This window comes from Actinoallomurus sp. NPDC052274, from assembly GCF_040679475.1.
Taxonomy (GTDB): Bacteria; Actinomycetota; Actinomycetes; order Streptosporangiales; family Streptosporangiaceae; genus Actinoallomurus; species Actinoallomurus liliacearum.
Genome location: NZ_JBFAUT010000002.1, coordinates 135,403 through 154,927, shown reverse-complemented (window position 1 = coordinate 154,927; position 19,525 = coordinate 135,403). Strand labels below are relative to the sequence as shown.

At 74.3% G+C, this 19,525-nt stretch carries 13 protein-coding genes and 1 pseudogene; 6 read left to right on the top strand and 8 right to left on the bottom strand.

All coding sequences use genetic code 11. The annotated features are described in order from the left end of the window. Window positions 1-245 precede the first annotated feature (245 nt). Entirely contained in the window at window positions 246-2,726 is a 2,481-nt protein-coding gene (locus AB0K82_RS02565; RefSeq protein WP_364391815.1) for an FtsX-like permease family protein, read from the bottom strand. After that, window positions 2,723-3,457 carry an ABC transporter ATP-binding protein gene (locus AB0K82_RS02560; RefSeq protein WP_364391813.1) on the bottom strand — a complete coding sequence of 245 codons (735 nt, stop codon included), beginning with the start codon at window positions 3,455-3,457 and terminating at the stop codon, window positions 2,723-2,725. Before AB0K82_RS02560 ends, AB0K82_RS02565 begins: the two co-directional genes overlap by 4 nt. Window positions 3,458-3,566: 109 nt before the next feature. Between AB0K82_RS02560 and AB0K82_RS02555 the strand changes: the two genes are divergently transcribed. Further along, window positions 3,567-4,172 carry a response regulator transcription factor gene (locus tag AB0K82_RS02555; RefSeq protein WP_364391811.1) on the top strand — a complete coding sequence of 202 codons (606 nt, stop codon included), beginning with the start codon at window positions 3,567-3,569 and terminating at the stop codon, window positions 4,170-4,172. Between the two features lie 2 nt (window positions 4,173-4,174). On the opposite strand, the gene AB0K82_RS02550 is transcribed toward AB0K82_RS02555, so the two are convergent. From AB0K82_RS02550 to AB0K82_RS02540, 3 genes are all read right to left on the bottom strand, one after another. Continuing rightward, a complete protein-coding gene (locus AB0K82_RS02550) occupies window positions 4,175-6,349 on the bottom strand; it encodes a histidine kinase (RefSeq protein WP_364391809.1) in 2,175 nt (724 codons plus the stop codon). Between the two features lie 23 nt (window positions 6,350-6,372). Next, window positions 6,373-6,648 (bottom strand): hypothetical protein, encoded by a 276-nt coding sequence (locus AB0K82_RS02545; RefSeq protein WP_364391807.1) that lies wholly within the window; start codon window positions 6,646-6,648, stop codon window positions 6,373-6,375. A gap of 204 nt (window positions 6,649-6,852) precedes the next feature. Next, a complete protein-coding gene (locus AB0K82_RS02540) occupies window positions 6,853-7,740 on the bottom strand; it encodes a fumarylacetoacetate hydrolase family protein (RefSeq protein ID WP_364391804.1) in 888 nt (295 codons plus the stop codon). Between the two features lie 253 nt (window positions 7,741-7,993). Here AB0K82_RS02540 and AB0K82_RS02535 point away from each other — a divergent pair, with 253 nt between their 5' ends. Then, window positions 7,994-8,599, top strand: a complete 606-nt coding sequence (locus AB0K82_RS02535) for a response regulator transcription factor (protein WP_364391802.1) — start codon at window positions 7,994-7,996, stop codon at window positions 8,597-8,599. Here the strand turns inward: AB0K82_RS02535 and AB0K82_RS02530 are convergent. Continuing rightward, window positions 8,519-10,246, bottom strand: coding sequence for a histidine kinase (locus AB0K82_RS02530; RefSeq protein ID WP_364391799.1), 1,728 nt, complete (start codon window positions 10,244-10,246; stop codon window positions 8,519-8,521). The two genes, AB0K82_RS02535 and AB0K82_RS02530, sit on opposite strands and share 81 nt — an antisense overlap. A gap of 100 nt (window positions 10,247-10,346) precedes the next feature. Here AB0K82_RS02530 and AB0K82_RS02525 point away from each other — a divergent pair, with 100 nt between their 5' ends. The 4 genes and pseudogenes from AB0K82_RS02525 to AB0K82_RS02510 all read left to right on the top strand — a co-directional run. Continuing rightward, window positions 10,347-11,588: a hypothetical protein gene (locus tag AB0K82_RS02525; RefSeq protein ID WP_364391798.1), complete on the top strand. Its 1,242-nt coding sequence runs from the start codon at window positions 10,347-10,349 to the stop codon at window positions 11,586-11,588. A 61-nt stretch (window positions 11,589-11,649) separates the two neighbouring features. After that, on the top strand, window positions 11,650-13,575 hold the full coding sequence (locus tag AB0K82_RS02520) for a serine hydrolase domain-containing protein (RefSeq protein WP_364391795.1): 1,926 nt from the start codon (window positions 11,650-11,652) through the stop codon (window positions 13,573-13,575). A gap of 102 nt (window positions 13,576-13,677) precedes the next feature. Next, window positions 13,678-14,586, top strand: a complete 909-nt coding sequence (locus AB0K82_RS02515) for a hypothetical protein (protein WP_364391793.1) — start codon at window positions 13,678-13,680, stop codon at window positions 14,584-14,586. 88 nt (window positions 14,587-14,674) lie between these two features. Further along, window positions 14,675-14,794 (top strand): annotated as a pseudogene (locus AB0K82_RS02510) (winged helix-turn-helix domain-containing protein); the annotation flags it as partial. Window positions 14,795-14,963: 169 nt separating this feature from the next. Here AB0K82_RS02510 and AB0K82_RS02505 read toward each other — a convergent pair. Both AB0K82_RS02505 and AB0K82_RS02500 read right to left on the bottom strand, forming a co-directional pair. Next, the gene (locus tag AB0K82_RS02505) at window positions 14,964-16,154 is read right to left on the bottom strand and encodes an FAD-dependent monooxygenase (protein ID WP_364391791.1); all 1,191 of its coding nucleotides are present in this window, start codon (window positions 16,152-16,154) and stop codon (window positions 14,964-14,966) included. 38 nt (window positions 16,155-16,192) lie between these two features. Then, on the bottom strand, window positions 16,193-19,264 hold the full coding sequence (locus AB0K82_RS02500) for a BTAD domain-containing putative transcriptional regulator (protein ID WP_364391789.1): 3,072 nt from the start codon (window positions 19,262-19,264) through the stop codon (window positions 16,193-16,195). Between the last annotated feature and the right edge of the window lie 261 nt (window positions 19,265-19,525).

The following is a 19,525-nucleotide window of genomic DNA, read 5'->3' as shown; positions in this document are numbered from 1 at the left end:
CCCAGCCATATCAGCACCACGGGCGAAGCCTTTGCCGAGCATCCTGTACGACCATCCCAGGGACATAACGGACGATCTCCGCAGGTCTCAGGTCCGGATCGCCCGTCGTCTTTCACCGGCGTCTACTCAGAGGAGAATCGTCTCGCCTGAGTAGACACCACTGGAAATAATGCCCCGCCCGGCGGGCGGGCGGCCGCTCTGACCGGCCGGCGCGTCGGCGGGTCGGGTCCGCGGGTCGGTCGCGGCTAATCGCGGGTGCCGATGACGTCGGCGGGGCGGGCCGCGAGGGCGAGGCGGGCCGGCAGGACCGTCGCGATCAGGGCGAGCGCCGCGGCCGTCCCGATGACGGCCAGGTACATGACCGGCGGGACGTACGGCGCGGCGGACCCGATCATCCCGGTGGCGAAGGCCGTCAGCGTGACGAGGGTGACGACCGTTCCGAGGACCACGGCCGTCGCGACGACCGTCAGGGTCTCCCAGCGGAGCATCCGCATGACCTGCCGGCGCGTGGTGCCGACCAGCCGCAGCAGGGCGAGCTCGCGGGCGCGGTCGGCGGTGGCCATGGCGAGGGTGTTCACGACCGCGATCGCGGTGAAGGCGATGATCAGGCCCATGGCGACGTAGTTCACCTCGGCCCCGGCGGCGGCCTTGCGCTCTGACAGCGTGGCCTGGTCGAGGACGGTGACGCCCGGGAAGGACCGGACGGCCGACCGGAGGGCCTCCGCCCGGGCCGGGCCGGCGACCAGCACCGTGTCGGCGCGAGGGTCGTCGACGTGCGCGGCGAGCAGATCGTGGGCGACGGTGAGGTCGCCGAAGCCGAGGCCGCGGCCGTACACCGCGACGACCCGGGGCGCGAACGGCGTGCCGTCGCCGAGCGTCATGCGGACCGTGTCGCCGACGCGTACGCCGAGCCGGTCGGCGGCGGTGCTGCTGACGGCGATGGTTCCCGCGTCGAGCCCGTTCAGGGAGCCGGAGCGCACGTCCAGGTTCATGGTGCGGGAGAGCCCGGCGGGCGTGACGCCCTGGACACCGTAGTTCTCCAGTCCGACGCGGACGGTGCTGTGCACGACCTCGGTGACCGTGGTGACGCCGTGGGTCCGGCGGAGCGCGGCGGCGGCCGCGGCGGGCACCTTGGGACCGAGGACGTTGCCGGCGACGGTGCCGGCGTCGGCCTGGGCGGTGGCGGCGTGCCCCATGGTCGTCTGTGCAAACAGGATCGTGCCGGTCAGGCCGATCATGAGCGTGAGCGGGGCGATGACCGAGCCGACCAGGCGGGAGCGGCTCCGCAGGTTCGCGGCGGCGAGGTGCCCGCCGACCGGCGAGATCCGCAGCGGCGGGCCCCACAGGGCGGCGGCCGTGCGGGCGACGACCGGGGCGAGCAGGGCGACGGCGGTGGTCCAGGCGATCGCGGTGAGCATGGTGACCGGGCTGGACGCCGCCTCGGTGTTCAGCGACGACAGGACGAGGGTCAGCACGACGCCGCCGGCGAGAAACGCCAGGCCGGCCACGATCCGGGACGCCCCGGTGCGCGGGCCGCTCAGCGCGGCCTCGCCGAGGGCCTCCACGGGCCGGATCCGCGCCGACCGGCGGGCGGACAGGCGCGCCGCCGCCCAGGCCGCCACGACGGCGGCGAGCACGGCCGCGAACAGCGGGAACGGGCTGAACACCAGGTCCAGGGTCGGCGGCAGGGCGCCGAGGGTGCGGAACCGGTCGCGCAGCCAGAGGCCCAGGAACGGACCGGCGGCCGCGCCGAGGGCGCCGGCGCCGAGACTGACGATGAGCGCCTCCCGGCCGATCATCCGGCGGATCTGACGAGGGGTGGCGGCCACGGCGCGCAGCAGCGCGATCTCCCGCTGCCGCTGCTGGATGGACAGCGCGAACGTGCCGGCGACGACGAGGATCGCCACGAGCAGCGCCGTCCCGCCGAGCGCGCCGCCCATGCTGATCAGCTTGATCCGGGCCTTCTCCGCGTCCCAGAACTCGGACCGCCCGCGGTCGGCGCCGGTGTGCACGGTGGCGGACGTGCCCCGGACGGCCGCGGCGACCCGCTTCGCGACCGCGGAGTCCCCCGAAGCCGGGAACACGCCGATCGCGCTGACCGCGCCCGCCCGCCCGGCGAGCCGCCGCGCCTCGTCCGTCGAGAAGAAGACCGCGGTCTGGTGCGCGAGCGCCTGCCGGGTCACGCCCACGACGCGGTACGTGCCGGTCGAGACGGCCGAGGAGACGGGCACGCGCGAGCCCACGCGGAGCTGCGCCGTACGCGCGGTGGCGGCGTCGACGACCGCCTCGCCCGGCGCCGACGGCGCCCGGCCGGCCGTGAGGGTGAACGGGGTCAGCGCCGCCGACTCCCAGCCGTGCCCCCACGAGCTCCCCGGCGCGGCGCCCGGCACCTCGGCCGGGAACGTGACCTCGGTGACCACCGTGCGCACGCCCGGCACGGCGCGGACCCGGTCCACCGTCGAGGCGGGCAGCCAGGCCCGCTCGGCGAGCGCCTTGGCCTTGTGCTTGACCTTGCCCTTCTTCACCTTGTCGTGGTGGACGTACTGGTCGCCGGTGACGAGGACGGGCGCGCCGGCGTACCGCTCGGGGGCGATGGTGCCGCGCAGCCCCGTCTCCAGGAGGATGCCGCAGGCGCAGACGAGGGCCGCCGCGCAGAACAGCGCGAGGAACGCCCCGGCGAACCCGGCCTTGCGGTGCCGCAGGGTGTTCAGGACCAGGCCGATCATCGGTTCCACGCTCCCAGCCGGGTCATGCGGGCGGCGACCTTGTCGCTCGTCGGGCCGTCCATCGCGTCGGCGATGCGACCGTCGGCGAGGAACAGCACCGTGTCGGCGTACGACGCGGCCACCGGGTCGTGGGTGACCATGACGACGGTCTGGCCCATCCCGTCGACCGTATCGCGCAGCAGGGCGAGCACCTCCCGCGCGGTCATCGTGTCCAGCGCGCCGGTCGGCTCGTCGCCGAAGACGACCTCGGGCCGGGTCACGAGGGCGCGGGCGATCGCGACCCGCTGCTGCTGGCCGCCGGACAACTGGGCCGGTCGGTGGCCCACGCGCTCGGCCAGCCCGACGCGCGCGACGATCTCCTTCAGCCACCGGCGGTCCACGCGGCTCCGGGACAGCCGCAACGGAAGGGTGATGTTCTGCTCGACCGTCAGCGACGGCACGAGGTTGAACGCCTGGAACACGAACCCGACCTTCCGGCGGCGCAGCTCCGTCAGCCGCGTCTCGTTCATCCCGGACAGTTCGGTGTCGCCGAGCCGTACGGTGCCGGACGTCGGTGTGTCCAGCCCGGCGGCGCAGTGCAGGAACGTGCTCTTGCCCGAGCCGGAGGGCCCCATCACGGCGGTGAACCGGCCGCGCGGGATGCCGGTCGTCACCTCGCGCAGTGCCGCCACCGCGCTCCTGCCCTTGCCGTACACCTTGCTCACCGCGCTCATCACCACGACGTCATTCATGGGGATAAGTCTGCTGACCTGCGGTTTCCCGGGCCAGAGACGTGCTCACGAGTCGACCATGACCTCGTCATGGCCCGGACCGTGACGAGGCCCCTGGTACACATGACCCGTGATCAGAGTGTTGCTGGCCGATGACCACCACGTGGTTCGCGGCGCCCTGGCCGCGCTGCTGTCGCTGGAGCCGGACCTGGAGGTGGTCGCCCAGGTCGACGCGGGCGACCAGGTGCTGCCCGCCGTGCTTCACCACCGGCCGGACGTCGCGGTGCTCGACATCGACATGCCCGGCGCCGACGGCCTGACCGCCGCGGCCGCCGTGCACGAGCGGCTTCCGGAGTGCCGGACGCTGATCCTCACGGGGCACGGCAAGCCCGGTCACCTGCGCCGCGCCCTCACCGCGCACGCGGGTGGGTTCCTGCTGAAGACCGCGCCGCCCGACGACCTGATCGCGGGAATCCGGAGCGTCGCCGCAGGGAGGCGCGTACTGGACCCGAACCTCGCGCTGACGGCCTGGGACCTCGCCGACAACCCGCTCACCCCGCGCGAGACGGACGTGCTGCGGCTGGCGGCGGAGGGCGCCGAGGCGCCCGAGATCGCCGAGCGGCTGCACCTGTCGGCCGGGACCGTGCGCAACTACCTGACCGCCGTCGTCGACAAGCTGAACGCCCGGAACCGCACCGACGCCGTCCGCATCGCCCAAGAGGCGGGCTGGATCTGAGCTCAGGGGTCGGCCGGGGTGTCGGGGCGCAGGCGGGCCTGGAGGCGGAAGCCGCCGTCGCCGTCGGCGCGGGCGGTCAGGCTGCCGCCGACGGCGGCCAGCCGGGTCGTGAGGTTGCCGATCCCCGATCCGGGCGGGTCGCGCCGGGCCCGCGGGTCGAGGCCGTCGTTGTCCACCGTGAGGGTCACGACGCCCGCCTCGTTCGTCGTGACGATGGCGCAGTGCCGGGCGGCGCTGTGCCGCAGCACGTTGGTCACCGCCTCCCGCAGCACCGCGCTCAGCACCGTCGCCGACGGGGCGGGCAGCGGGCCGTGACCGAGGTCGGCCCGGGTCTCGACCCCCGCGGCGGTCAGCACGGAGCGCGCGGACTCGACCTCGATCTCCAGCGACATCTCCGGCTCCCCGGCGCCGGAGGCGGCGCGCAGGTCCGCCCGGGCCCGCTCGGCCATCGCCACGACCGCGGTCAGCTCCGCCTCGGCCCGTGCCGGGTCGGCCCCGGCGAGCCTCCGGGCCAGCTCGCACTTCAGCAGCATCGCCGCGAGGCTGTGCCCGAGCAGGTCGTGCAGGTCGCGGGCGGCGCGGAGGCGTTCCTGTACGGTCGCCGCCCGGGCCAGCTCCGCGCCGGCCGCCCGCAGGTCGCGTACGAGGCGGGCGAGGCGCACCAGGCCGTACACCACGAGGCCCGTGACCAGCACGCTCACCGTGTAGTTGACGATCCGCGCCGGGCCCTGCGACAGCGCGGCCGCCATCGCCCCGGTGGCCGCCATCGCCGCCGCCACGAGCGGCGCGCCGACCCGGATGGGCAGGGCCACGAGGAAGGTGCCCGCGAGGAAGCCCGCCGCGCCGAGCCAGGCGGTGCCGAACCAGAGCACCGGCACGAGGCTGAGCAACGTCTGCCCGGCCAGGACCGCGTACGGGTGCCGCGGCGGGGCGTCGGCGGTCCAGCGCAGTTGCAGGACCGCGAGGAGCGCCATCCCGAGCACGGCCCCGGGCAGGCCCGCGCCCCAGGGGACGTGCAGGAGACCCTTGACGCAGAAACCCGCCACCACCACCGCGAGGAGGGTCACCGACAGGCCGTACGCCGTGGGGTCGGGCACGCTGACAGGGCGCGGGGTGGCCGCGATCGTCGCCTCGACGGTGAACCGGCCGTCCGCGCCGAGGCCCGTGGTGAGCGTGCCGCCGGCCGCCTCGACCCGCTCGGCGGCCGCGGCGAGACCCTCCTCACCGCGCGCCGCGGTGGGAGGCCCGTCGTTGCTCACCCGCAGCCGGACCCTCCCGTCCCGCTCGGCGGTCTCGATGACGCACCGGGTCGCCGTGCCCTGGCGTACGACCGCGGTGACGGCCTCGCGCAGCACGGTGGCCAGCAGCGCGCCCGCCGAGCCGAGCGGCTCCTCGTGGTCGGTGCGGACCTCCGCCTCGATCCCGGCGGCCGCCAGCAGCGCCCGCGCCGCCGTGGCCTCGGGCGCGAGCGACCTGGCGCGGAAGTCGGCGGCCGCCGCCCGCGCGTCGGCCAGCGAACGGCGGGCCACGCGGAGGACCTCGTCCAGCTCTCCGGGATCGTCGAGGGCGCGGCGGCTGCCCGCCGTGATCGCGTCCAGGCCGCGCCCGATGCCGGTGTTCAGCTCGGTGGCGATACGGAGGCGTTCCTGCGCGACGGCCGCCATCGTCAGCGCGGGGCGGGCGGCGGCCAGGTCGGTGACCCGGTCGGCCAGCCGTACGAGGCCGTACACGACCAGCGCGCCGAGCACCGGCGTGATCGCGGCGTCGGTCACCGCGGCCGCGTCCGGGAACCGCAGGACCGCGACGACCACTCCCCCTGCGAGCACCGCCGCGGCGGGCAGCGCGTACGAGGCCAGCAGCAGCGGCCCGGCGGCGAACGCGAGGATTCCGACGGACGTGCCGAACACGAGCACGTCGAGGCACGCCAGGAGCACCTGGGCCGTCGCGAGCGCGACGCCGCGGAATCTCGCCGCGCCGGGCAGGACCCAGGCGAGCAGGGACACGAACAGGAGCAGGGTGATCGCCACCGTGCCGACGGCGCGCGGCGCGTCGCCCGCCCGGAACGGCGCGGCGAGGACGTACACGCCGGCGAACGCGGCGAGGACGACCGCGACGATCAGCCGGGCCAGGCGCGGACCGAGCGTGGGCCCGGCGTACGGCGAACGCTGAGGGGTCACAGGAGGAGACGGGAGGAGCCGGGTCAGGCCCGTTGCGCCCGCCGGTTCAGGCGCCCGTGCACGAGCCGCGGGTGGAGGTGGTCGATCTCGACGCGCCGGCCCTCGGTCACGCAGTAGACGCGGAACCCGCCCGGGCGGCCGTCGCCCTCGGACTCCCGGTCGATCTCGCCGGAGTCCGTCTTCGCCCGGAACCAGTCGCCCAGGGCGTACTCGTCGCCGAAGAGCGGCGACTCGGCGCGACGCCCCGCGCGGTCGATGTAAAGGACCTGGTAGCCACAGCCGGCCGGCGGATAGCTCACGTGGTTCCCCTTCCTCCGCACGAGCCGCAGTCCTGTTGCGCGCTGTTCTTGCCGGTGCCCCTGCAGACCGGACACGTCCTGCCGGTCGGCGGTGCGCTGTGCTTGCCCATCGTGACACCGTCCCCCTCGTACGTCATCCGCGGCCCCCGCCGTGGTTCCCCAGTCTTCCACCTTCCGATCACACGGAACCCCGGTCTCCCGGGCTCAGCGCCGTGCGCCGTCCTCGGCGAGCCACGCCATCGGGTCCTTGCCGACGACCACCGTGCTCGTGAGCGTGCCGATCTCGGCGATCGTGATGGCGATCTCGTCGCCGCCCGCCAGGGTGAACGGCAACTCGGGGACCAGGCAGGTGCCGGTGGCGAGGATGGCGCCGTCCGGGAACGCGTCCGCGCGGAACAGGTAGCCGACCAGGTCGTCGAGCCTCCGGTGCAGTTGCCCGGTGCTCGCCCGGCCCGCCCACGTCACGTCGCCGTCGCGCCGGATCGTGAGCTCGATGTCCAGGGCGTACGGGTCGGGGACCTCCCAGGCCGGCCGTACGGCGGGACCGGCCGCACAGCCGCCCAGGTAGGTCTTGGCCTGCGGCAGGTAGAGCGGGTTCTCGCCCTCGATGGTGCGGGAGCTCAGGTCGTTCACGACGGTGTACCCGACGATCTCGGCGTGCCGGTTGAGCACCAGCCCGAGTTCGGGTTCGGGCACGTCGATCGCGGAGTCGGCGCGGATCGCGACGTGCTCGCCGTCGCCGGTCACCCGCCAGGCCGCGGACTTGAAGAACAGCTCCGGGCGTTCGGCGTCGTACACCTGCTCGTACACGTCGGCCGACCGCTCGCTCTCGGTCATCCGCGCCTCGCGGGAGCGCCGGTAGGTGACGCCGGCCGCCCAGACCTCCATCCGCCCGTCCGCCGGCGGCAGCACCCGTACGGCGGTGACGTCGTGCCCAGGGCCCTTCGCCGCGAGGCAACGGTCCCGCAGCTCCGCGGCGGGCAGCCGGAGCAACTCGCCGAGGCCTCCGGTCAGCTCGGTGACGGTCGACCCGTCGGAGAACCCCACCAGCGGGCGGTCACCGGCGGTCGGCACGAAACGGACAATGTGCACGTCGTCCCTCGCTTCACGTCGCTACGCCTGCAACGTAGGCGGCCGAGGGTGGTGCGGTCCAGCCTGGTCCTGCCGGACCCAGGCTGCGCAGAGCCCTGGGTGGCCCAGGGTCCGGCGACCAGAGTGGTGCGTGCCGGGAGATCCGGCACCGGGCACACGTACAGCGGGCAGATCGGGCGGGCACCCCCGTGCGGACCACCGCCTGGCAGGATGACGTTCCGGGACGGTTCGCGCGGACATCGGGGAGCGGGGCGTGATACGGGTACTTCTGGCCGAGGACATGCATCTCATCCGCGGTGCCCTGATCGCGCTGCTGGCGCTGGAGCCCGACCTCGAGGTGGTCGCCGAGGTGGCCACGGGCGACGCCGTGCTCCCCGCCGCGCTCGAGCACCGGCCGGATGTCGCGGTGCTGGACGTCGAGATGCCGGGCATCGACGGGCTCGCGGCGGCCACGGCGCTCGCCGACCGGCTGCCGGGCTGCCGCACGCTCATCCTCACGGCGCTCGGCCGCCCCGAGACCCTGCGCCGGGCCCTGACGGCCCAGGTACGGGGCTTCATGCTGAAGGACTCCCCGCCCACCGAGCTGGCCGGCGCGATCCGCCGGGTGGCCGCCGGGGAGCTCGTGATCGATCCACAGCTGGCCGCGGCGGCGATCACGGCCCGGCCGAACCCGCTGACGGAGCGGGAGGCGGGGGTGCTGCGGCTGGCCGCGGAGGGCGCGGAGCTCTCCGAGATCGCCGCGCGGCTCCACCTGACCAAGGGCACCGTGCGCAACTACCTAGGGGCGATCGTCACCAAGCTGGACGCCCGCAACCGCATCGACGCGGTCCGCATCGCGACCGAGGCCGGCTGGCTGTAGCACCAGGAGCTCGTACTCCTCCCCCGGACGCGGCCCGGCCGTGAGCCGGCCGCCCAGCGCGGCCACGCGTTCGGTGAGGTTGCCGACGCCCTGCCCGGCCGTCCGCGCCGTGGTTTCGGGGACGCCGTCGTTGGTGACGCGCAACCGGGCCGTGCCGTCGGCGACCGTCGCCTCCACGGAGCAGGTCCGGGCCCGACTGTGCCGGAGGACATTGGTGACGGCCTCGCGCAGCACGGTCGCCAGCAGGGCGTCGACCGGTCCGGGAAGACCGTCGGCCGAGGCGTCGACGCGCACCGCGATCCCGGCGGCGGTGAGCACGTCACGCGCCGAGGCGAGCTCCGCGCGGAGGGACATCCGCGGATCGTCGCCCGGGATGGCGCGCAGGTCGCCCAGGGACCGCCGGGCGATCAGCCCGATGTCGGCGAGTTCGCGTTCGGCCCGGGAGGGGTCCCTCGCGGCCAGCTCGGCCTTGACGATGACGGCGGACAGGCCGTACCCGAGCAGGTCGTGCACGTCCCTGGCGATCCGCCGCCGTTCGCGCGCCAGGGCCATCGCGGCGAGCGCCAGGCGCGCCTCCCGTACCTCGTGGACGAGCCCGGTGAGCAGGGCCAGCCCGTAGAAGATCAGTGCGATGGTCACCGTGTCGACCGTCAGGGAGGCGGTCTCCCCCACGGGGACGGACCGGACGAGCAGGACGACGGGAACGCTCAGCACGACGGCCCCGGACAGCGGCCACGCCAGGCGACCGCCGACGGCGATCAGGATCGAGGCCGCGGCGAAGCCGACCATCTGGGGTTCGGGACCGCCGGGAGTCAGGAGCGGCAGGCAGGCCAACACGGTTTGGGCGGAGACCGTCCAGCCGGCATGACGCGGCCGTACGCCGGGCGGGCGCGGTAGGCAGTGGTAGACGGACAGCCCGATGATGACGGCGAGGGCGAGCACGTCGGCAGTGAACAGGAGGGCGGGCGGAGACGCGTCCGACAGGAAGATCAGGCCGATGGCCAGGTACTCGAGGTGCGCGACGACGACGATCGGCAGGGCCAGGCGCGGTGTCAGGTCGGCGGGCGGCGGATCGACCGGGGCGGCGGGCGTGGCCCGGACGCGCGCCGCGCTCTCCCGGGCGAGGGTCAGGATCCGCTCGACCTGTCCGCGCGCGGCGAGGCCGGCGATCTCCGAGAGGGCCGAGCCGAGGGCGGCGTCCAGGTCGCGGGAGAACCTTTCGCGTTCGCCCGCGACCGACTCCGTGGCCAATTCGCCGCGGGTGGCACGGAGTTCGGCGCGCAGGTCGCTGAGCCGGGTGAGGCCGTAGACGGTGACTCCGACCGCCAGGGCGTTGCCCATGGCGTTGACGCAGGTGTAGACGTCGCCGAGGTTCAGCAGGCCGGCGGCGGCCACGACGGCGCCGAACAACGCCCAGCGGATGCGCCCCGTGACGATCAGAAGGACGGAGGCGGCGAGGAAGCCCGGCGGGCCCGCCCAGGGGAAGAGCAGGGCTTGGGCGGCCAGGCTCCATCGGCCCCGGAACCGTTTCGTCGCGGGCAGGCAGTGCAGGATCTGCAGCGCGAGCGTCAGGACCGCCGGAACGCTCGGTGTGATCAGCCACGGATCGACGGCCAGACCGACCAGGACGACGAGGATGATCACCACGCCATGATTTTAGTGATTTGTCCGGATCGTGTGTTCTACATGCCAGGTCGGGGTGACCGGCACTGGTGGCGTACGCGCCCGTTCGGAGATCGTCGATGTCATGAACAGAGCGCCTCTCGGAACCGCCCGCACCGCAATCGCGACCTCTCGCATCGCACGTGGTACCGCCCGCGCCGCGGTCGGCACCGCCTGCGCCGCCGCCCTGGCGCTCGCCGCCGTACCGTCCGCTCACGCGACCGCGCCGACGCGTGGCGAGGTCGTCTCCACGACCCGCATCGCGAGCATGTCGAAGGCACGCACCGCGGAATACCTCGCGAAGATGAACTTCGGCTCGCCGAAGCCCAAGTACGGGGTCGAGGTGTACCGCGTCGTGTACCGGACCGTCGCCGTGAACGGCCGGCCGACGACCGCCAGCGGCCTGGTCGTCCTCCCGCGTGGCAAGGACCGCCGGCTGCGGACCGTCGTGTACGAACACGGCACCAACCCGACGAAGAAGGCCGCGGCGACGGTGAACGCGGGCAGTTACGACCGCGCCGGGTCGATCCTGTTCGCCGGGGCCGGGTTCGGTACCGTCGCGCCGGACTACCTCGGGCTCGGACTCGGTCCCGGCCGCCACCCGTACATGGACCACGCCTCGGAGACGAGCGCCTCCCTCGACATGCTGCGCGCGGCGGAGAAGGTCGCCGCCCGGCACGGGCGCACCCTGGACCGGCGCGTGCGGGTCACCGGCTTCTCCCAGGGGGGCGCGGCCGCGACGGCCCTGGGCCGCGCCCTGCAGGCCAAGGGACGGCTGGCCGCGCTCGCGCCGGTCAGCGGCCCGTACGACGTCGAGCACGCCGAGGTCCCCGAAGGGCTGCACGGGACGTCACTCGACCCTCGAGAGGTCACCTTCTACCTCGGGTACTGGCTGACGTCGATGAATCGGCTGCACCACCTCTACGCCTCTCCGTCCGAGGCCTTCCAGCAGCCGTACAGCGCGACGGTCGAGACGCTCTTCGACGGCCACCACACCCCGGCGGAGATCGTCACCGGCCTGCCGGCCACGCCTCAGGAACTCCTCACGCCCGCGTTCATCAAGAGGTTCGACCACCCGACGGGCGGCCTGGCCCGGGCGCTCCGGCAGAACGACGGCACCTGCAGGAGCTGGACGCCGCGCGTTCCCGTCCGCGTGTACGCCGCGCGCGGGGACAAGGACGTGACCATCCGCAACGCCCAGAACTGCGTCCGGGCCCTGCGCGCCCACGGCGTGGCCGCGCCGCTCATCGACGTCGGCGACACCGACCACAACGGATCGGCGTTCCGGTCGATCCCACAGATCGTGACCTGGTTCTCGTCGCTGTAGCCGAACCGTCATCGGCGTCCGCCGGAGCCCATGCCGCCCGGCACATCTCGATGGAGTGAGAATGTTCAAGAAGATCGTCGCGATGCTGTTCGCCGGCGCGCTGATCGTCGGGCCCGCGGTCCCCGCGGGGGCGGCGACGGGCCACTCCGGCGAGCGGACACGACGGCACTCGCCCACGCTGCGCGACGTCGGCGCGGTGGTGGACGCGATCGTGCCCGCTCAACTGGCCAAGGACCGGATCCCCGGCGCCGCGGTCGTCGTGGTGGCGGGCGGGCGGCCGGTGTTCGCCAAGGGGTACGGCGTCGCCGACGTCGCCACACGCAGCCCCGTGGACGCCGAGCGCACCGGCTTCTTGATGGGGTCGATGGCCAAGCTGTTCACCGCGACCGCCGCGCTGCGACTGGTCGACCAAGGGCGGCTCGACCTGCACACCGACGTCAACCGGTACCTCAAGAGCTTTAAGATCCGCGACACCTACCCCGGTCGGCCCGTCACCCTGGAGAACCTCCTCACCCACACCGCCGGCTTCGACGACGACATCGTCGGCAAGGCCAGGGCGAACCCCACCGGCCTCGCACCCCTCGGCCGGGCCCTGGCAGAGGGGCAGCCGGCGCGGGTACGCCCGCCGGGCACCGCCGTCTCCTACGACAACTACGGAACGGCCCTGGCCGGGTACCTCGTCGAGGTCGCGTCCGGGGAGCCCTTCGCGCGGTACGTCGACGAGCACGTCCTGCGGCCACTGGGAATGACCGCCACGACGTTCGCCGAGCCGCACCCGGCCGCGGTCGACGCCACCCTGGCGCGCGGCTACCGGCCCACCGGCTCCGGCTACACCGTCCAGAAGGGCCAGTACGGTTCGTGGTCGCCGACCGGCGCCGGGGCGGTCTCGCCCCCCGCCGACATGGGCCGGTTCATGCTCGCCCAGCTGAAGAACGACCCCCGGCTCGGCCGGGACGTCGCCCAGCGGATGCAGCAGCGGCACTTCAGGCAGGATCCGCGCGTCCCCGGCATGGGCTACATGTTCGAGGAGCGCCCGCGCGACGGCCGGCGGCTCCTGTTCAAGGACGGCGACGTGCCGGGCTTCCACGACCAGATGGCGCTGCTCCCCGACGAGGGAATCGGCATCTACGTCGCCTTCAACGGCGACGGCACGGACGCGGTCGCCGGCTGGGACGGCGTCAGCCTCATCGACCGTATCGTCGACCGGTACCTCCCCGGCAGCCCGGCCGCGCCCGGAGCCGTACGGACCGGCGACGTCTCCCGGTACGCCGGGACGTACCGGTCGGTCCGCACCAGCCACAGCGCCCTGACGAAGGTCTCCACCCTCGTCTCGCCGGTATCCGTCGCGGCCGACGGCGCCGGGACCCTGACCACCACCGGGCTGACCCCGGACCCGGCCAAGGAGACCCAGCACTGGACGCAGGTCGGGCCGGGACTGTTCCAGGAGCGCGGCGGCCAGGACCTGATCGCCTTCGACGGCAAGGGCATCCTGTCCGCGTCGGCGACGCCCGCCGAGGCGTACGAGAAGCTGGAGTGGGCCGACTCCCCGGCGCTCTACCTGCCCATGTTCGGGGTGGGCGCCCTGATGCTCCTGCTCTGCTTCCTCGGCGTCCCGGTGGCGGCGCTCGTACGGCGCCTGCGCCACCGCCCGGCCCGCTCGCGTGCCTCCCGCGCCGCCTGGCTGACCGCCTGGATCACCGGCGCGCTCGGCACGGCGTTCCTGGCCGGGTTCGCGTCGCTGATGACCGACTCCAACGCGCTCCAGGAAAAGATCATGCTGGGCTCGCCGTCCCTGACCGTCCTGCCGGTCGTCCTGGCGGTGGCGTTCGTCCCGGCCGCCGGCGTCCTCGTCGGCACGGTGGCGGCCTGGTGGAAGGGCTGGTGGGGCTGGGGCGGACGGCTCTCGTACACGCTGATCGCCCTGGCCGGGGTGGCGTTCCTGAAGGTCGCGCTCACCTACAACCTCGTCGCCCTGCCGTTCATCTGACCGACGCACCGTCACGCGGCGCGCGGCCGGGACCACCCCGGCCGATCGGGAGGCCGCGACCGAGCAGGGTGAGAGTCGTACGGTGCTGCTAATACTGGCCGGGTGAACGCTTTGCAGTGGGAGATCAGGCCCTTCGCGGGCGTCAGCGGGTTCGGGGTGGACGTCCGGTTCGGCGCGCGCCGCGACGAGGTCGCCGCCGGTTTCGCGGAGCGGTTCGGCGACGACCTCGGTGCGGTCCGGCCTTTCCGCAAGGCCGCCTGGGACGTCGGGATCTGCGACCACTACCTCGCGGGCGACCTCATCGCCTTCTTCGACGACCACGACCGGCTGTACCACCTCGAGCCGGGCTCCCGCGCCCCGGTCGGCTTCGACGGGATCGCGCTCACCGGCCGCCCGTACGACGACGTCGTCGCGGAGCTGACCGCCCACGGCCTCGAGGTGGTGGGCGACGACGAGGGGCACCGGGTGCCCGAGGCCGGCTTCGCCCTGACCCGGAACGGAGACGATGAGGTCGGCTCGGTTGGGGTGTTCGCCGGCGATCCCGGGGGCGAGCCCGACATGTCCGACGAACCCGAGGTCGCGCCCATCACGAAGCACCGGCTGGTCTCCGGCCAGGGCACCGAGACGGTACGGCTCGGGCAGTCGCGTCAGGAGCTGCGCGCCCTGCTCGGCCCGGCGCTGCAGAGCGTCCCGCCCTACGGCGGCACGGCGCAGGACTGGTACTTCGACCACGGCCTGATCCTCACCTTCGACGAGGACTCCCGGCTCACCACGCTGGTGATCAGCTTCGTGGGCGTGTCGGGCACCGCCTGGTTCGAGGACGTGCAGCTCCTTGGCCGCGGCTACGCCGAGGTCACCGCGGACCTGACGGCCGGCGGCGTACAGGTCGAGCCGGAGGTGCTCGGCGGCCGCGTGCCCGAGCACGGCTTCTCCCTGTCGCTGCTCGGCCGGCGGAACCCGGCCATGCCGATCGCCGCCGTCGTCTTCCGCGCGGACCCGTCGAGCCGCTGAGGACCCCGTGCCGGTGCGCCGGTCGGCGTCCTCGTCGGAACGGCCACCGCCTCACGCGTCGCGCAGCCGGAGCAGCAGGCCGCCGGTGATGGTCACGGTGACCATCGGCCGGCTGCGCCGGAAGCTGGGCGGCCCGCCCGTCATCGTCACCACCCCGGGCGTGGGCTACCGCGTCGTCGACGAGGCCCCGACCGCCCGGCCCGGCTGAGCGGGACGGTCACCGCGAGTTCGAGGGCCGAGTCGTACCGAATGCTCGGGAAAACCCGGCCCGTGGTGGTGAGATGCGGGCTTTGCCCTTGTTCTGGGCCGCGGATGCCGAGCATTCGGTACGCCGCGGGTTCGGGGTGCCCGGCGCCGGGGCGGGCGAGCCAGGTGGGTCAGCGGCGCGCGGTCGCCGGGCCGTGCGGCCGGTCGGCGGGCGGCGGGTAGTCCTTGAGGTCGATGTTGGTGGCGAACCTGTCGGTCATCCACAACAGCGACTTGAGCAGGACGCCGCGCTTGAACATCTGGTTGCGCATCCTGATCCGGCCCTGGGTCGGCGGGGCGAGGAACGGCCCGGCGTTGCCCTTGCGCGCGATCTTGGCGTAGCCGCGGAACTCCTCCTCGTACCGGCGGAACGCCACCCGGTGGTCGCCGCCGGCCGCCGCCAGCTCCCCGGCCAGGACGTACGCGCCGACGATGGCCAGGCCGGTGCCGAAGCCGCCCAGCGTGTTGCCGTACGCGGCGTCGCCGAGCAGCACGACCCGTCCCTTGGCGTAGTGGTCGATCTCGACCCTGCTGATCGAGTCGAGGTAGAACTCCGGGTCGCCGGACGCCGCGGCGACGATCTCGGGCACCCTCCACCGCGCGCCCTCGTAGGCGCGGGCGAGGAGCCGCTTCTGCTCGTCGGTGTTCCAGCGGTCGTACCGCAGCTGCTCGGAGGCGAAGACGAAGAACGCCCGCGCCTTGTTCCCCCACAGCGACACCATGCGGCCCGGCTCGTTGTACATCACGCTCTGCTCCGGGGCGCCTGGCGCGGCGGCGTCGGCGAGCGCGTAGTAGTGGCCGAGGAAGCGCACGTAGTCCTCCTCGGGGCCGAAGGCCAGGCGGCGGACGTTGGAGTGGATGCCGTCCGCGCCGACCACGAGGTCGAAGGTGCGGGGCGCGCCGCGTTCGAAGGTGACGTGGACGCCGGACGCCGTCTCGGTCAGCGAGGTGATCGAGTCGCCGAAGACGTACTCGCACCGCGCCGCGGTCCGCTCGTACAGGAGGGCGGCCAGGTCGCCGCGGCCGATCTCGATCTCACCGCCGGTGAACTCGCCGGGCATGACCGCCTGCGGCCGGCCGTCCGCGTCGATGAAGGTGGTGTCGTGCCCGCCGGTCTGGCGGCGGCGCACCTCGTCGAGGATCCCCATGCGCGCCAGGACCTTCTTGTGGGTCGGGCCCTTGAAGTCGACGGCCTGCCCGCCGGGGCGCAGCGCGGCCGCCTTCTCGACGATCGTGACGGTGCAGCCGTAGCGCTCCAGCCAGTAGGCGAGGGCGGGGCCGGCGATGCTCGCGCCGGAGATGAGGACTGTCGTGTTCTTCATGTCCCCGACTCTCGCGGGGCCCGTTGACAGCCCGTCCGCTATCCGCTGACAGTCTCGTCGACGACTGTCAGCGCCTCCGCGCGGGACATCGCGGCGCCGCGCGCGAACGCCGCCGCGAACGCGTCCGCGCCGATGAGGTCGCGGGCGTGGGCGGCGGCCAGGTCGGCGTCCCGGTCGCGGGCGACGGTCGTTCCGCGCAGCGCGACGGCCGCGCCGAGCAGGACCGCTGCGTGTTCGCCCGCGCCGTCCCGTACGGCGAGGCCGGCCAGGCCGGTCACGGCGTCGGCGAGGTCGACGGCGATCGGGGATTCACGCGCGGCCGCGACGGCGCGCCGGTGCCAGGTCCGCGCCGCGTCGTCGTCGCCCTCGGCCTCGGCGAGCCGGCCCAGCGCGGTGTACGCCCACGGCTGGGTCGCCTCGATGCCGAACCCGGCGTTCCCGGCGACGCGAAGGGCCTCGTCGAGGTGGCCGCGGGCCTCGGTGAGCTCGCCGCGGAACCGCGCGACCTCCGCCCGGCCGAGGTGCACCGCCGCGGGCGCGTCCGCCCGGCCCGCCCGGCGGGACAGCTCCTCCGCGCGGTCCAGGTCGGCGACGGCGGCGGGCAGGTCGCCCTCCCGGGTGAGCCCCTCGGCGCGGTGGACGAGGACGTCGACGACCTCCTCGTCGGCGCCCAGCTCGTCGAACAGCGCGATCGTCTCCTGCCAGAGGTCGCGGGCGCGGGCCCACTCGCCGCGGCGGGCCGCGATCACGGCCAGCCAGTCCAGCGCCTGCGCGGTCCCCCACCGTTCGCCGAGCGAGCGGAAGCGGCCCAGCGCGTCCTCGAGCCCGCGTTCGCCCTCGGCCGGGTCGCCGCCGAGCACCTTGATCAGGGCGAGGCTGAACCCGCCCAGCGCCCGGTTCCAGGGGTCGCCGCCGAGCATGCGCTCGCTCGCGCCGGACGGTCCGGGCGGGCCGGCGATCATCCCCCACATGACCACGGTGAACGGATACCGCAGCGGCCGGTCCCAGGACCGTACGATCGACTCGGCCCGTCTCCAGTGCTCCGGATCGATCCGCGGCACGGCCTGCACGACGCAGGCGACGTACTCCTCCTCGAATCCCTCGACCGGCGTCTCGAGAAGCTCGGCGGCCAGCTTGCGCGTCTCGCCACGCCGCCCGCTCAGCCAGCCGTACGCCCCGAGGGCCGCGACCAGCCGGAGGGCCGTCTCCCGATCGTGGCGTACGGACCAGCGCAGGGCGGCCATCAGGTTCTCGTGGTCGGCGGAGAGCCGGGCCAGCCAGTCGAGCTGTTCGGCGCGGTGCAGGTGGGGGTCGGCGCGCTCGGCCAGGCCCAGGAAGTGACGGGCATGGGCGGCCCGGATCCGCTGCCGTTCGTCGGTCTCGGCCAGGCGCTCGGCGCAGAACAGGCCGATCGTCTCGAACATCCGGTAGCGGACGCCGTCCGGCTCGACGAACGACTTGTCCACCAGGTCGGCCAGCGTGTCCGCGGCGTCGTCGCCGCAGACCGCCTCGACGGCGTCCGGTGACGCGCCGCCCGAGAAGACGGAGAAGCGCCGGGCCACCGCCCGCTCGTCCGGCGTGAGCAGGTCCCAGCTCCACTCGACCACGGCGCGCAGCGTCCGGTGCCGGGCCGCCGCGGTGCGGTCGCCGCGCGACAGCAGCCGGAACCGGTCGTCCTCGGCGAGGCGGCGGGCGATCTCCTCGACGGGGAACGTGCGCAGCCGGGCCGCCGCGAGCTCGACGGCGAGCGGCAGCCCGTCGAGCGCGGCGCAGATCCGCGCGACCGCCTCCGCGTTGTCCGGCCCGACCGCGAAGCCGGGCCGGACGGCCGCCGCCCGGTCGGCGAACAGCCGGACGGCCGGGTAGTCCGGCACGTCGGCGGGCGCGCAGGACGGCGGCGGGACGTCCAGGGGCCCGAGCGGCACGAGCGTCTCACCGGTGATCCCGAGGGGTTCGCGGCTCGTCGCCAGGACCCTCAGGCGTGGGCACTCGCCCAGCGCCCGGCGGGCCAGCGCGGCGGCGCCGGTGACGGCCTGCTCGCAGTTGTCGAGCACCAGCAGCAGCTCCCGGTCCCCGATCGCCGCGACCAGGCGCCCGACCGGGTCCGGCGCCTCCAGCGACTGCAGGCCCGTCTCGCGCAGGCCGAGCGCGCCGAGGACCGCGTGCGGCACCTGGTCGTCGTCCTCCACCGGGGACAGGTCGGCGAAGACGACCTCGGCCCCGTCGCGGGCCGTCGCCTCGATCGCCAGCCGGGTCTTGCCGGCGCCGCCGGGTCCGATGATGGTGATCAGCCGTGCGTCGCGCAGCGTGCCGAGCCGGGTGAGCTCGCGGTCGCGGCCGACGAAGCTCGTGAGCTGTGCCGTCGGCCGCCGTCGCGGCACCGGGTCCGGCCGCTGCGCGCGCAGGACGGCGAGCTGGATCGCCGACAGCTCCGGGGAGGGGTCGACGCCGAGCTGGTCGGCGAGCAGGTGCCGGGTCTCCTCGAAGACCGCCAGGGCCTCGGCGGGCCGTCCCGCCGCGTGCAGGGCGCGCATCAGCTGCCCGCGGAGCCGTTCCCGCAGCGGGTGCTCGGCGACCAGCCGTCGCAGCTCGGCGACCGGCGCGCGGTCGGGCAGCGCGAGCTGGGCCTCGATGAGGTCCTCCGCCGTGGCGAGCCGCAGCTCCTCCAGCCGGGCCCGGTCGGCGTCCGCGTGGGGCAGGTCGGCCAGGGCCGGGCCGCGCCACAGGTCGAGCGCGCGGCTGAGGACCGCGGCGGCGTCCGCGTACGTGCCCGCGTTCAGGAGTCCGCGTCCGTCGCGGGCCAGCCGCTCGAAACGGTGCGCGTCCACGTCGTCGGGGTCGACCGCCAGCCGGTAGCCGGTCCGGTCGAACTCCAGCGTCCCCGGCGGCAGGTGACGCCGCAGCCGGGACACCTGCGCCTGGACCGCGTTGACGGCGCCGGCCGGGGGCTCGTCGCCGTACTGGCCGTCGACCAGCCGGTCCATGCCGACCACCCGGCCCGCGTGCAGGAGGAGCAGCACCAGCAGCGCGCGCGGGCGGGGCCCGCCGACGGGGATCGCCGCGCCGTCGGCGGACCGTACCTCCAGGGGACCCAGGATGCCGAACCGCATGCCGTCGATTGTCCCGGTCGGCCGGGAGTGCCGGGCACGCCGCGATCGTGAACCGCGTTCGCGGGGTCCCGCCCCTCACGGCTCAGGTTCCTCAACGGTCACGCCTTCACATCACCGGTGAATGGCCGAATCCCCCGGCAAACTCACCAATCCGTCGATACCCGGTTAGCGGAGCGTTGTCGCGATTTACGCTGACGTCATGAGGAGGGGGCCGGTCGATGATCACGGGAATGTCTTTTTTGGCACCCGGAGAAACGGAGA

Coding starts and splice junctions, on each gene's coding strand:
- AB0K82_RS02525 (WP_364391798.1), top strand. CDS start 10,347: ATGAACAGAGCGCCTCTCGGAACCGCCCGCACCGCAATCGCGACCTCT.
- AB0K82_RS02560 (WP_364391813.1), bottom strand. CDS start 3,457: ATGAATGACGTCGTGGTGATGAGCGCGGTGAGCAAGGTGTACGGCAAG.
- AB0K82_RS02565 (WP_364391815.1), bottom strand. CDS start 2,726: ATGATCGGCCTGGTCCTGAACACCCTGCGGCACCGCAAGGCCGGGTTC.
- AB0K82_RS02500 (WP_364391789.1), bottom strand. CDS start 19,264: ATGCGGTTCGGCATCCTGGGTCCCCTGGAGGTACGGTCCGCCGACGGC.
- AB0K82_RS02505 (WP_364391791.1), bottom strand. CDS start 16,154: ATGAAGAACACGACAGTCCTCATCTCCGGCGCGAGCATCGCCGGCCCC.
- AB0K82_RS02520 (WP_364391795.1), top strand. CDS start 11,650: ATGTTCAAGAAGATCGTCGCGATGCTGTTCGCCGGCGCGCTGATCGTC.